At 52.9% G+C, this 13333-nt stretch carries 13 protein-coding genes; 10 read left to right on the top strand and 3 right to left on the bottom strand.

Translation table 11 applies throughout. The features are described from left to right. Nucleotides 1–30: 30 nt before the first annotated feature. Nucleotides 31–2292, bottom strand: a complete 2262-nt coding sequence (locus tag CHB83_RS02185; protein WP_245855253.1) for an OmpA family protein — start codon at nucleotides 2290–2292, stop codon at nucleotides 31–33. 441 nt (nucleotides 2293–2733) lie between these two features. Between CHB83_RS02185 and yihA the strand changes: the two genes are divergently transcribed. The 3 genes from yihA (at nucleotide 2734) to CHB83_RS02200 (ending at nucleotide 4479) form a co-directional block, all read left to right on the top strand. Continuing rightward, nucleotides 2734–3351: a ribosome biogenesis GTP-binding protein YihA/YsxC gene (yihA, locus tag CHB83_RS02190; RefSeq protein ID WP_089331742.1), complete on the top strand. Its 618-nt coding sequence runs from the start codon at nucleotides 2734–2736 to the stop codon at nucleotides 3349–3351. A 64-nt stretch (nucleotides 3352–3415) separates the two neighbouring features. Next, nucleotides 3416–3883 (top strand): energy transducer TonB, encoded by a 468-nt coding sequence (locus CHB83_RS02195; RefSeq protein WP_089331510.1) that lies wholly within the window; start codon nucleotides 3416–3418, stop codon nucleotides 3881–3883. A gap of 32 nt (nucleotides 3884–3915) precedes the next feature. Further along, nucleotides 3916–4479: a DUF5606 family protein gene (locus CHB83_RS02200; protein ID WP_045687542.1), complete on the top strand. Its 564-nt coding sequence runs from the start codon at nucleotides 3916–3918 to the stop codon at nucleotides 4477–4479. 84 nt (nucleotides 4480–4563) lie between these two features. Here CHB83_RS02200 and fbp read toward each other — a convergent pair whose 3' ends face one another. Continuing rightward, a complete protein-coding gene (gene fbp / locus CHB83_RS02205) occupies nucleotides 4564–5574 on the bottom strand; it encodes a class 1 fructose-bisphosphatase (RefSeq protein ID WP_045687543.1) in 1011 nt (336 codons plus the stop codon). A 186-nt stretch (nucleotides 5575–5760) separates the two neighbouring features. Between fbp and CHB83_RS02210 the strand changes: the two genes are divergently transcribed. The 6 genes from CHB83_RS02210 (at nucleotide 5761) to CHB83_RS02235 (ending at nucleotide 11867) form a co-directional block, all read left to right on the top strand. Next, nucleotides 5761–7047 (top strand): aspartate kinase, encoded by a 1287-nt coding sequence (locus tag CHB83_RS02210; RefSeq protein ID WP_089331511.1) that lies wholly within the window; start codon nucleotides 5761–5763, stop codon nucleotides 7045–7047. Nucleotides 7048–7213: 166 nt separating this feature from the next. Next, nucleotides 7214–7657 (top strand): Fur family transcriptional regulator, encoded by a 444-nt coding sequence (locus CHB83_RS02215; RefSeq protein WP_045687544.1) that lies wholly within the window; start codon nucleotides 7214–7216, stop codon nucleotides 7655–7657. 106 nt (nucleotides 7658–7763) lie between these two features. Next, a complete protein-coding gene (locus CHB83_RS02220) occupies nucleotides 7764–8402 on the top strand; it encodes a peroxiredoxin (protein ID WP_089331512.1) in 639 nt (212 codons plus the stop codon). A gap of 167 nt (nucleotides 8403–8569) precedes the next feature. Continuing rightward, nucleotides 8570–9823 carry a 3-deoxy-D-manno-octulosonic acid transferase gene (locus tag CHB83_RS02225; protein ID WP_089331513.1) on the top strand — a complete coding sequence of 418 codons (1254 nt, stop codon included), beginning with the start codon at nucleotides 8570–8572 and terminating at the stop codon, nucleotides 9821–9823. Between the two features lie 81 nt (nucleotides 9824–9904). Beyond that, nucleotides 9905–10831 (top strand): ribosome small subunit-dependent GTPase A, encoded by a 927-nt coding sequence (rsgA, locus tag CHB83_RS02230; RefSeq protein ID WP_045687545.1) that lies wholly within the window; start codon nucleotides 9905–9907, stop codon nucleotides 10829–10831. Between the two features lie 154 nt (nucleotides 10832–10985). Beyond that, complete coding sequence (locus CHB83_RS02235) at nucleotides 10986–11867, top strand: NAD(P)-dependent oxidoreductase (protein ID WP_245855254.1); 882 nt, start codon at nucleotides 10986–10988, stop codon at nucleotides 11865–11867. Between the two features lie 139 nt (nucleotides 11868–12006). Here CHB83_RS02235 and CHB83_RS02240 read toward each other — a convergent pair whose 3' ends face one another. Next, nucleotides 12007–12651: a fasciclin domain-containing protein gene (locus CHB83_RS02240; protein WP_089331515.1), complete on the bottom strand. Its 645-nt coding sequence runs from the start codon at nucleotides 12649–12651 to the stop codon at nucleotides 12007–12009. A gap of 193 nt (nucleotides 12652–12844) precedes the next feature. Here CHB83_RS02240 and CHB83_RS02245 point away from each other — a divergent pair, with 193 nt between their 5' ends. Further along, on the top strand, nucleotides 12845–13306 hold the full coding sequence (locus CHB83_RS02245) for a peptidylprolyl isomerase (protein WP_055562418.1): 462 nt from the start codon (nucleotides 12845–12847) through the stop codon (nucleotides 13304–13306). Nucleotides 13307–13333 lie beyond the last annotated feature (27 nt).

Consider the following 13333-nt stretch of genomic DNA (forward strand, 5'->3'; position numbering starts at 1 on the left):
GACCCGTTTCTAGGAATTTGGTGACGTGGATTAGTCGTTGTCCGTCTTCACCTTAGTTTTAGAACCATCAGCCTCTTTGGCTTTCGAGTCAATGGTACCGTCTTTGGTTACGGTCTTGCTTTTCTCGTCGTTGGCGCCTTTGGTTTTCACTTTCACCTTGTCGCTGTCCTCATCTACTTTAGTTTTCACCTTCGTACCGTCGGGCAGTTTGGCTTTGCTCTTGCCCGGCGACAATGGCACCGTAGTACGAGTGCTAGTTCCGGAAGTGCCTGTAGTGGTGGTAGAGGTTCCGCCAGTGGTAGCACCCGAGCCAGTAGTACCGGAGTTGAGCTGAGGCATTGTTTCGCCTTCCTTCAGAATCACACGGAACTCTACGCGGCGGTTTAGCTGCATGTTCTCTGGCGAGTCGTTGGCGGCAGCCGGACGACGCTCACCGTAGCTTACCGTCACCATGCGGGTCTCACCAATACCTGATTTCTTCAAGTAGTTGTAGGCAGCATCAGCACGGTTCTGACCCAGTACAATGTTGTACTCGTCGGTGTTGCGCGAGTCGCAGTGGCCTTCGATGGAGATGTTTACCCCGGGGTTTGCCTTCAGGATATTGCTAATGTTGTTCAACTCGCGAATTGACTCCGGCCGCAACTTATACTTGTCGGTATCGAAGTAAATCTTGTTGAACTGAGCAAATGTTGTAGTGTCGATGTAGTCAACGTAGAAGTTCTTCTCGATGATAGTCGAGTCGTTCGTTGACACGGGCACCGGGAACTCTTGCGTCTCGATGTTTTTGCCATCTCTTGATACTGCCACCTGGTAGGTACGGCCCGAAAGCACACTTACCTGATAGTCGCCAGTTTCCGGCTTGGTGATGTCGCGGTAGCTCAGAGCCGTTTTATCGGCTTGCGTACCACTGAACACCAATTCTACACCCGAAATTACTGAGCTATCCCGCTTGGAAATTACCTTACCACGGATAATGGCATTTTTGATGTAGTTGATGGTATAGATGTCTTTTTCACCGTAACCACCAATGCGGTAGGACGACAGATACGCATAGCTACCATCAGGGCTGAGGCGGTAGTACGTGTCATCATCGGGCGTGTTCACGGGGTAACCCATGTTTTCCGGACGGCCCCACTTGTTGCCTACCGAATCCCAATCCGACTTAAAGATGTCGTAGCCACCCATGGTGTTATGACCACGGGAAGAGAAGTACAGCGTCTTACCATCCCGACTCAAATACGGGCTGTCGTCATCGTACTGCGTGTTGATGACGCTACCTACTGACTTGGGCGAACCCCAGTCGCCACCTTCCTGACGCGTAGCGTAGTAGATGTCTAACGAACCATCTTCCGAATACTTGCCGGTCGAGAAATAAATAGTGCGACCATCTGGCGTGATGTAGGCGTCTGACTCAAAGGCTTTCGAGTTAACGTTACCGTTTAGCTTCTTTGGAGACGTCCAGTCTCCGCCCGATTTCTCCGAGTAGAAAATGTCACCATTCTCATCTTGGCGGTACATCAACATCTTGGTGTCGTTATCGAACACTTGAATGGATGCATCATGGCCTTTGCCGTTTAGCACACCGCTCAACGAACGGGGCTTATCCCATTCATCGTCACCGAGGCGCTTGGCTTCGAAGATGTCTTCGTAGTATTCACCATCGGAAGCAATGTTGCCTTTGTTCTTGCTATCCGTATTGCCAGCACCAGTTACGTTTTCACCACGCGAGGTGAACAGCAACAGTTTGTCGTCGTTAGAAATAACAGGGCTGTGCTCTGAGTACTGCGAGTTGATAGTAGGGCCCAAGTTCTTCACGAAGATATCCTTGGGGCTGTTGAACTGCACTTTTGCGTTCTTGCTATGCTGAATCAGCAGAGCAAGTTCGCGCTTGCGCGTGTCTTTGCTTTTCAGCGTAGCATTGTATGCCTGAAAGTGCGTGATGGCCTCATCAAAGTTGTAGTTCAGGTGGTCTACCCGACCTAGCCAGTACTCTACATCCTTTGATACTTTTGGTTTCAGCTTTTGAGCCTTATAAATGTAGTCGCTGGCCTTTTCTTTGTCGAAAGACATATAAGATATGCCCGCCCGGAACAACGCCAGCGCATTGTTTGGCTCCTTGGCCAACACTTGTTCGTAGTAAGGGATGGCAGCCCGGTAGTTCTCTTTCTCAAAGAACTTATTTGCAGTCTTCAGCTGTTTACGCGTGCTCTGGGCCAGTGCAGGTTGGGCCATAGCCGCCGTCAGCGCGAAGGCGCACGAGGCTTTCAATAACCTTCTGACTAAGTTGTCCATTGTTGGAGGGGTTAGGGAAATAAGGAGTTGCAAGGAGAAGTTAGAATACCGATTACGGGCTGTAAATGCGGTTTTCGGGAAGTTGCCTCTTATACTGAAATTAAGTTCCAGGGTTAAGATAATATGGGCAAATTTGCATCTACCACAAACTGTTTGTAGGTAATCTGCTCACTTTCCCAAATAGTCAGTTGCCTGAATCTGGTGTATTTACGGGCAAAGATAGTAGTTTTATAATACGACCTTAGCCATATCCAATTTCGTACAATACGATACGCAACACATCGAAAAATAGATTTTGGTATTCCTCTATAGTTGAGCTATGCTGTTTAGGCCGCGCAAATATAGGTCCACTCATTAAACAGCAAGTTTTTTCATGAAAAAATTATGCTCGGCAGCCTCCGCATGCAATTGGTTACCTTTGCGTTTCACAACCTGTCGCCAATGAATATCCGGGAAGCCAAGTTTCTGATGAGTAATACCCGCGTAGAGCAGTGCCCGGCTCCTACGCTACCTGAATACGCCTTCATTGGACGCTCCAACGTAGGTAAGTCGTCGCTTATTAATATGCTGACGGGCCACAAGGGCTTAGCTAAAACATCTTCATTGCCTGGCAAAACGCAACTTATTAATCACTTTCTTATTAATAATGAGTGGTATTTGGTCGATTTACCAGGTTACGGCTATGCCCGCGTGAGCAAAGATGCCCGCGTGAAATGGGGGCGAATGATTAATTATTATTTGCGCCAGCGCGAAAACCTTACCTGCGTGTTTGTGCTAATTGATTCGCGCCATGAGCCACAAGCAGTGGATTTAGAGTTTATGGAAATGCTCGGCTCCGAGGGCATTCCATTCGTGATGATCTTTACGAAGGCCGACAAACTTTCGGGTACGCGCACGCAACAAAACGTGGCTGATTACTTGCGGAAGATGCAGGAAACCTGGGACGAATTGCCGCGTCATTTTGTTACGTCGGCGGAAGAAAAGACTGGGCGAGAAGAAGTGATAGAGTTTATTGCGGAAGTGAATCGGCAACTGGCCGAAGAAGGCAGTGATGCGTAGATTGGCCCCGTAATTGCCTAGTTTTCGGCAGTCTCATTTGTACGTTTTGTTCTCTCTTTATTGCATGAAAAAAATTTCCTTCCTGCTAGGTTTTGGGCTCCTGGCTCTATCGGCCCCAGTCCTGGCGCAAAAAACCAAGGTAAAAGTGAAGGAGGATGCCGCAGCACCCCAATCGGCGCCTGCACCTGATGCACCAGCCCAGCAAGCTCCGGCTCCGAAGGCTATTCCGGTAGCCGAATATTACGAGGGCGGTCAGGAAGCCATGTATGCCTTCATCGCCAAGGAACTGAAGTATCCAATTATGGCCCGCCGCAACCGCATTCAGGGTCAGTGTATTGTGAGCTTTACGCTAAATACCGATGGCACTATGTCAGGCATCAAGCTGGTTAAGAACATTGGCGGTGGCTGCGGCGAAGAAGCGTTGCGCGTAGTGCGCCTGTTAAAGTTTAACAAGCCCGATTACGCCATCCTGACCAGCCTGCCCATCACGTTTAAGCTGCCTGCGCCCGGCCAAGCCGCCGCTACTGAGTAACTTCGCACTTTCCAACAATTGCTTTTTTCCTTATGCCCTACGACCTGAGAGAGGTAGCTGCTATCAGCGGCATGCCCGGTCTGTACCGCCTGCTGAAGCCTACCCGCGCTGGCGTTATCATTGAAGCCCTCGACGAGAAAGGCACCCGCTCCGTGGCTTCGGCCCGCAACAAGGTGTCGCTGCTTCACGAAATTTCCATCTATACCCAAGACTACGATCAGACGGTACCCTTGACGGAAGTATTCGACCGGATTCACCAGCAGTACGGCACTGCTCTGCCCCTCACCAATAAATCGGATGACCGGGACCTGACGGCCTTCATGGGTACTATCATCCCTGACTATGACCGGGACCGGGTGTACATGTCTGACATCAAGAAGCTGGTGACGTGGTATCACACCGTAAGCAGCCGCTTGGAGTACCAGGCACCTGCAACGGAGGATGAAACCACGGCCTCGGCAGAAGAGCCTTCTGCCGACGAAGCGCTGAGCACAGCTGGTATCATTGCATCCTCTTCGGAAGATGACGCTGCGGGCAACCCAGAAGCTGCAACGGAGAAACCCGCCAAAAAAGCGGCTAAGAAGAAAGCAGAATAATATACCTGCTCTCACATAAAAAAGCCTCCTGATGCATTCAGGAGGCTTTTTTATTATAAAAAGTAGTGAAAACCCTGCTAATTATCAGCTAGCGTTGTCTTGCGCGAGGAATTGCTCTGCTTTCTCTACCAATTCCGAGGAGCCAATAAATACAGGGCTGCGCTGGTGCATCTCGTGGGGCTCTATTTCCAGAATACGGCACCGCCCGCTGGTAGCTTTACCACCGGCTTGCTCCACAATAAAGGCGAGTGGGTTGCACTCGTACATGAGACGCAGCTTGCCCTGCGGAGCTTTAGCCGATGCGGGATACATGTAAATCCCCCCTTTTAGCAGATTGCGGTGGAAGTCGGCTACCAATGAGCCGATATAACGGGCGGAGTAGTTTTGCTCTTTGCAGTAGGCTACGAAGGCAGTGGTCCCGGCCGAGAAGGTTGCCGACGCGCCTTCGTTAATTGAGTAGATAGCGCCCGTAGCAGGCGTTTGAATATTAGGGTGCGAAAGGAAAAACTCTCCTAGTGAAGGCTCATACGTGAAGCCGTTGACGCCATTGCCCGTGGTATACACCAGCATGGTGCTAGAACCGTAGACCACGTAGCCGGCGGCCACCTGATGCGTACCCGTTTGCAAGCAGTCTTGGCGGGTACCCTCGCCTCCCGTGGGCGACACACGCCGGTAGATGCTGAAAATCGTCCCGATGCTCACGTTTACGTCAATGTTGGAAGAGCCGTCCAAGGGGTCGATAGCAACAATGTACTTGCCTTGCACATTGCCCGTCTGAATCACTTCTTCATCTTCCTCGGAGATAATAGTACATACCTCTCCCCCATTACGCAATGCCCGAATAAACCGAATGTTGGCAATAACATCGAGCTTCTGCTGATCCTCCCCTTGCACGTTGCGGTTGCCATACGCGCCAGCAATATCGATAAGGCCCGAACGGTTTATTTCGCGGTTTACAATTTTAGCGGCCAAAGCAATGTCGCGCAGCAGTTGCGAGAGTTCCCCCGTTGCGTACGGAAAGTCTTCCTGCTTGCGCATGATAAAGCGGTCTAGGGTAGTACCTACAGGTAAGGCCAGCTTGTCGGGGTGGTTCATAGGAAAGACTAAGAAAAAAGGAAAGAAAGTAAAAGCAAAGGAAACAAAACGATACAACAGTCCAAAAATAGCGTATTTCCTCTAATGGTGCGCGGATTAGTACGTACGGCTGCGGCAAGCCTTGTACCGGCTCTGGAATACGATAGTTATGCTAGGTAAAAAAGTACTTCGCCCTACATTTGGGCCATGCAGGAACCGCATCAACTCAAAATTTACAAGTTCGGCGGCGCTTCGGTGAAGGACGCAGCTGCTATTCGTAACCTCCAGCTGATTGTACGAGAGCACAGCGGGCCGGGTCCCTTGCTGATTGTCGTATCGGCTATGGGCAAGACGACTAATGCACTCGAAGACCTCTTTCACCTAGCCCATGGGGGCCAGGAATATACCGCACCGTTGGCAGCGCTACGCGCCTTTCACTTGGGCGTGGCAGCGGAGCTTGGCGTAGCCGATATTACTCTGCCCACTGCGCCCAGCATAGTGGAGCTGCTGGAGCAGCTTGGCGACCGACTAGCTACGATAACTACCGGTGACTACGATAAGCAATACGACCAAGTAGTAAGCTTTGGAGAGCTGCTGGCCACGCGCATTGTAGCCGCCGCTTTAGAGGCACAGTGGGTTGATTGCCGCCCTCTGATTCGGACGGACCATACCTGGCGGGAAGGCCGCGTAGACTGGCCCACTACCGAGCGTAGCCTGCGGGCAACCTTGCCCCCTTTATTAAGCAACGGCCCCATCGTAACGCAGGGTTTTCTGGGGGGAACCGCCAGCGGCTATACCACTACTTTAGGGCGTGAGGGCTCTGACTACACGGCTGCTATTCTGGCGTACTGCTTGGGGGCACAGGACGTCACTATTTGGAAAGATGTGGCCGGACTGCTGAACGCTGACCCCAAAATATTTGCCGATACCGTGCGCTACCCAGAAATCAGCTACCAGGAAACCATTGAAATGGCTTACTATGGCGCTTCGGTTATTCACCCCAAAACCATAAAGCCTTTGGCCGTGCGGCATATTCCGCTGCTGGTAAAGTCGTTCGTAGATCCTACGGCAGAGGGCACCAAAATCCATGACTGCCGCCACGGCCTACTGGCTCCTGCTTATATTCGTAAGGCCGCCCAGTGCTTGATTTCCTTTTCCTCTAAGGACCTTACTTTCATTTCGGAAGAAAACCTAGAGGTCATTTTTGGGGCGTTGGCTCAGGTACGCCTGAAGATTAACCTGATGCAGAACTCGGCTATCAGCTTTTCCGTGTGCACTGATTTTTCGGCGTACCGCTTAGAGAAGCTCTTGGACCTCTTGCGCGAGCAGTTCACCATTCATTATAATACCGGCCTGGAGTTATACACCATCAAAAACTACGATACCGCTAGCATTCGGCGGATTGCCCAGGACCGGGAGTTGTTGCTGGAACAGCGGACCCGCCAAACATTTCAGTTCGTTTGCCGGGGAAGTTTTAATGAGGTCAGTGCCTGATTGGTTACGGGTAAGTAGTAGCAGACAAACCTGCCACCTAATTGCCACTACAGTACCACGTAGGAAGTTGTAGACCGCCAAAACGAAACATTTTTGTCTTCTGCTACCTTATCCCTCTACCTTTACTGATAATCATTCCTACCTAGTGAGCCTTTCACCCAACCATATGCACGCATCGGCATCGGCAGTCAATCCGGGAGCCTTGCGCAGTCGCCTAGCCCAAGCGGGGCTCCGGGCTACCCGGCAGCGGCTGGTTATTTTAGAGAGCCTACTGACCTTGCCTGGCCATCCTACTGCCGAGCAAGTTCATCGGCATGTAGTAGGCCATTCTCCTTCCATTTCTCTGGGCACAGTATACAAGGCGCTTGATTCCTTTGTAGCGGCTGGCCTTACGCGGCGTGTAGCCTCAGCCGAGGGAGCTTCTCGCCGCTACGATGCCGATTGCACGGAACACCACCATCTATTCTGCACCGATACACAGGAAATCATTGACTATTGCGATCCGCAACTGGATGAACTGATTCGTCAATTTTTTGCGGCGCGCGAACTAGAAGGGTTTCAGCCCCGGTCGTTCTCCTTGCATGTAGTGGGTACTAGGGGTATGAAATAACGGGCGCACAGCAGGGCACTCAATCTTTTCAGCTCGCTATGCGTACCAGCAAGTAGACAGATCAGCTGATCTGTTTTTCTTGTCCCTCTCCTCACTACTCCACTTCATGGCAGTTCTAGTTGGCAAACGCGCCCCTTCGTTTAAAGCCACCGCCGTTATTGCCGGCGAATTCGAAGAAGAATTTTCTCTCGACCGATACTTGGGGAAGAAGCACGTACTCTTCTTCTTCTACCCCGCCGATTTCACGCAGGTGTGTCCCACCGAAATCTTAGGCTTTCAGGATCGGATAGCCGACTTTGAAGCCAAGGGCGTGGCAGTGGTAGCCTGTTCTACCGATACCCACTTCTCGCACGCAGCCTGGCTGAAAACCGGGCGTGATGCTGGTGGTATTGCCGGCATCACGTACCCGCTGGTAGCCGACGCCAGCAAGACTATTTCGGCTAACTACGATGTACTAGGTGGCCACTTCGACTATAACGAAGCCGGTGAAATGACCTTTGTCGGGTCGCCGTTGGCTTACCGCGGCTTGTTTCTAATTGACAAGGACGGAATTATCCGCCACCAGGTAATCAATGATGGCCCCCTGGTGCGTAGCGTGGATGAAGCCATGCGCATGGTAGATGCCCTGCAATACTTTGAGGTGCACGGTGAAGTGTGCCCCGCCAACTGGGAAGAAGGCAAGCACGTGTTTCCTAACACTGGCGATAACGGCAGTAGCCTTTCTGGTAAAAAGACGGCCTACTAACCATAGTCCCGCATGGGTTACAAAGCCTCAACCTCAGCTGGTTGAGGCTTTTTTCGTTTGCCGTTTAGTAAACGCCTATTTTTGCCGCCTCTGCTTCCTACCTGTTGGCCCTTGGTTCGACTAAATATTTGTTTTGCGGAGCATCACCTCTAAGTCCTTTCCTCGAATTGGTTTTCCTATATTCTATAGCCCTGCACCTGTACGGCCTGCTGTTGCAACTAGTGGCGCCCTTGGTGCCGAAAGCTGCACAGTGGGTAGAGGGGCGCCGCGGCCTCCTGGTTCGCATCCAGCAGGCACTACACGCCGAAACGGCCCCAATTGTCTGGTTTCACTGCGCTTCCCTGGGTGAGTTTGAGCAGGGCCGCCCCGTCATGGAGGCGTACATGGCTCGCCATCCTCATCACAGGCTGGTCCTGACGTTCTTCTCGCCTTCGGGCTACGAGATACGCAAGAACTGGTCGGGCGCCGACTACGTGTTTTACCTCCCCCTCGACACAGCCGAGAATGCTCGGCTCTTCTTAGCGGCGGTGAAACCTCGCTTAGCCGTGTTCGTGAAGTATGAATTCTGGTATCATTTCCTCACGGAGCTTGAGCGGCGCCAGGTCCCAACCATCTGCGTATCGGCCATCTTCCGGCCCGAACAGTCGTTTTTTCGGCCCTGGGGCGGTTTTTTTCGCCGTACCCTTGGCCGCTTCACGCACATCTTCACGCAGAATGCCTCGTCGGTGGAGCTGCTGCGCGCCGTAGGTCTCACGCGTGCTAGCGTGGCTGGCGACACTCGTTTCGATACGGTAGTTCGTACCGCATCGGTGCCACCCAAGCCTCTGCCCCTGATTGAGGCTTTCACCGATGATTGGTCGCCCGTATTCATTATTGGTAGTAGCTGGCCCGAGGATTTGCCTGCCCTCACGCCCTTATTTCGGCAGTACGCCGACCATTTGCGCTTTGTGGTAGCCCCCCACGAAATCAACGAAACCAATCTGCGCTTGGTGGAGGAAGCGCTTCCCGGCAAGGTTGTCCGTTTCTCCCGGGCTCACCTTGCCACCGTGGCCGAAGCGCGCCTCCTGCTAATAGACAACGTAGGCATGCTCAGCCAGCTGTACCGGTTTGGGCATTTTGCTTACGTAGGAGGAGCCTTTGGCAAAGGCCTGCACAATACGCTGGAGGCAGCAGCATTTGGGTTGCCACTGTTCTTTGGCCCAACTTACCACAAGTTTCAGGAAGCACAAGACTTGGTAGACTTAGGGTGCGCTTTTCCCATCAAAACAGCCGATGAGCTACTAACAGCTTTTGGCCCGCTCTACCACCGGGAGGAGGCGCGCTTGGCAGTGCAAGACATTAGCCTCGATTACGTGCACGACCACAGTGGAGCAACTGGTAAGATAATGAGCTGGCTAGAACGTGACGTAGTACAGCCATAAGCCCATCTGCTTTGCTCAGCATCTCAGCCAAGTTTCAACTCCGTATTTCCCCTTACCTCCCACTCCCAACTTCACTTTTATATGACCGGAATCATCGTTAAGTCGACGGGCTCGTGGTACGTGGTACGCGAAACGGGCAACGGTCAATTACACCGCTGCCGCTTGCGGGGCAAGTTTAAGCACAAGGGGCTGAAGGTAAGCAATCCGTTGGCCGTAGGCGACCAGGTAGATTTTACCGTTGAGGAGCAAACGGAAGGCGCGGGCGTCATTCATCATATTGAGCCCCGCCGCAACTACATCATTCGCCGCTCGGTGCACAAAACCGAGCATGCGCACATTGTAGCCGCCAACATCGACCAAGCCCTGCTGGTTGTGACACTAGCTTCACCCGCTACTTCGTTCGGATTCATCGACCGATTTCTGGTTACGGCCGAAGCGTACCACATCCCCGTTACGCTCTTGTTCAACAAAACCGACCTGTACGACGAGGACTTAGCCGACTACCAAGAGCAGGTCCTGAAGATGTACCAGCGCGTGGGCTACCCCGGGCTACGCTGCTCGGCCCATTCCGGCGAGGGTGTACCGGCCATTGATGCCTTGCTAGATGGCAAAGTATCCCTACTGTCGGGCCACTCTGGGGTTGGCAAGAGCACGTTGATTAATGTGCTAGTACCGGATTTGGATTTGAAGACGGCTGAAATCAGCGAGTTTTCCGACAAGGGCGTGCACACCACTACGTTTGCCGAAATGCTGGAAGTACGGCCCGGGACCTACCTCATTGACACGCCAGGCATCAAGGAATTGGGCCTCGTGGATATGAAACCCGGGGAACTGGCGCACTATTTCCCCGAAATGCGGGCCTTGCTGAATCAGTGCCGCTACCACAACTGCCAGCACACCCACGAACCTGGTTGCGCCGTGCGTGAAGCCGTAGACAAAGGTAAAATTGCCCTCCCTCGCTACGACAGCTACGTAAGCATGCTGGAAGGCGATGATAACCGGAAATAGCCTATTCGCGTGCTCAAAACATCGTATTGCTTTGGGTAGCAGACTTTTTTCAGGCTTGATAGTTACTCGGTAAACCATCATGTCCCGGAGCCTGGGTTCTTTGAACTCTGGCCGCCACCTACTACACTCTTCTTTCGCATCTAATTTTTCTTCCATGTCGCACCGCATTGCCTTCCTCGGCCTTGGAAATATGGGCGAGGCCATGGCCGCCAACCTGCTCAAAGCCGGGCATTCGCTCACGGTATATAATCGCACTGCTAGCAAAGCTGCTGGCCTGCAAGCCCAGGGCGCTACCGTAGCAGCTACACCCACAGAAGCCGTACAGAACGCCGATTTCGTGTTTACGATGGTAACCGATGATGCCGCCCTTGAAAGCTTGTGCACGGGTCCTGAAGGCTTCTTACCGGCCATGAAGCCTGGTGCCGTTCATGCATCGTGCAGCACCGTGGCTCCCGATACGAACCGCCGCTTGGCAGAAGCACACGCCCAACACGGCACTTATCTAGTCTCAACGCCCGTGTTTGGTAAGCCCGACGTGGCTGCTGCTGGCAAGTTGTGGCTGGCTGCCGCCGGCCCCGCTTCTGCCCGGCAGCAACTGCTTCCTCTTTTGGAGGCAGTTGGTCAGGGTACGTATGAGTTCGGGGACGACCCCGGCGCAGCCAGCACGGTAAAGCTCTGCGGCAACTTTATGCTGGGCGCGGCCATTGAGGCCATGGCCGAGGCTTTTACCCTGGCGCAAAAAAGTGGCCTTGATCGACAGCAGGTGTACGAGTTCTTCACGAACACGCTGTTCAACATCCCCATCTACAAAAACTACGGCAAGCTGGTAGCCGACCGTCGGTACGAACCCGTTGGCGCAGCTCCGGCCATCATTCGCAAAGATTTGCGCTTGGTGTTGGACGAGTCGCGCACATACGTAGCTCCTATGCCCTTTGCCAACATCATTCATGACAACCTCTCCATTAGCGTAGCCAAGGGCGAGCAGAATGACTGGGCTGGTTTTGCGGAGCGGGCCGCCGAGAATGCCGGTTTGTAGCGTACAGCTAAGTAGATAGCTGCCCGGAAGGAAAACGAGCTATGTCCTTTTCCTTCCGGGCACTTTGCTTTTTGGAGCACGCAAAAAAGCCCGACTGAAGCAGCCGGGCCTTTTCAACCAATCAGGAAATCAAAAGGGGTTACATGGGGGGCAGCAGCACCCCATCAATCACGTGTGTGACACCGTTGCTAGACACCACATCCGCTATTTGCACGGTTGCGGGAGCGTCCTTGCCATTGCTGATCATCACCTTGCCGCCCTGCACAGATATCTTTATTTTTTCGCCGTTCACGGTCGTCAGTTGCTGCCCATCTTTAAGGTCGGCGGCCAGCAACCGGCCCTGGATTACGTGGTAGGTAAGCACGCCTTTGAGATTTTCCTTGCTTTCAGGCTTCATCAGGCCAGCTAGGGCTCCCGTGGGCAGCTTATCGAAGGCAGCATTAGTAGGCGCAAAAACTGTGAATGGGCCGGGGCCGCTGAGTGTGCCGTCAAGCTCAGCCGCTTTCACGGCTTTCACTAGCGTAGTCACGCTGCTGGCCTGCACCGCATTTTGCACGATTGTTTTGTCGGGCGTCATCGCCACACCGTCCACCAATACACCTTTCGGCTTACCCATCCGAGCCGAGTCCGACATCATGGCCGCAGAATCCACGGTGGGAGTGGTCGTCTCGGTGGTAACAGTAGCAGTTTCGGTGGTCGAGTTTTCGCCGCAGCTGGTTAAGCCACTGGTAACGATGCCAGCTGACAACAAAGCCAAGGAAGCAGCGCGCAGGTTCTTCTTCATTGAAGCAGTTAGAAGTTTTGGTAGAGAATAGTGCAAGAAAGTAATTCTGTAAGTGCTACGGTAGTACAGATACGAGAGTAGCTCATCTACTGGATGTAGGACAGGACGTAATTTGGCTACCTTTGCGCCCCCAGCGGCACCCGCTGGGCGGCACTTGCCGTATACTCGCCCGTACCACCCATTTTTCACCCCGATGAAAACTGCCGAAATCCACACCGCAAAAGGTGTAATGAAAGTGGAGTTCTACGAAAAGGACGCTCCGAACACTGTTAAAAACTTCACTGACCTTGCGAAGAAAGGTTTCTACGACGGCCTGAAGTTTCACCGTGTAATTCCAAACTTCGTAATTCAGGGCGGCTGCCCTAACACCCGCGAGGGAGCCAAAGGTGCTCCTGGCACTGGCGGCCCCGGCTACAAAATCGACTGCGAGTTGAGCGGCGACCATCAGTACCACGAACGCGGCGCCCTAAGCATGGCTCATGCTGGCCGCAACACGGGGGGCTCGCAGTTCTTCATTGTGCACGACCGTCAGAATACGGCTCACCTCGACCGCAACCACACCGTATTTGGTAAAGTGGTAGAAGGCCTGGACGTTATCGACCAGATTCGCGCCAACGACGAGATTCAAAAGATTGTAGTAACTGAAGAGGCGTAAGGTTAGCTTCTCTTCTAGTAGTACTGA

Source organism: Hymenobacter mucosus, from assembly GCF_900188255.1.
Classification (GTDB): domain Bacteria; phylum Bacteroidota; class Bacteroidia; order Cytophagales; family Hymenobacteraceae; genus Hymenobacter; species Hymenobacter mucosus.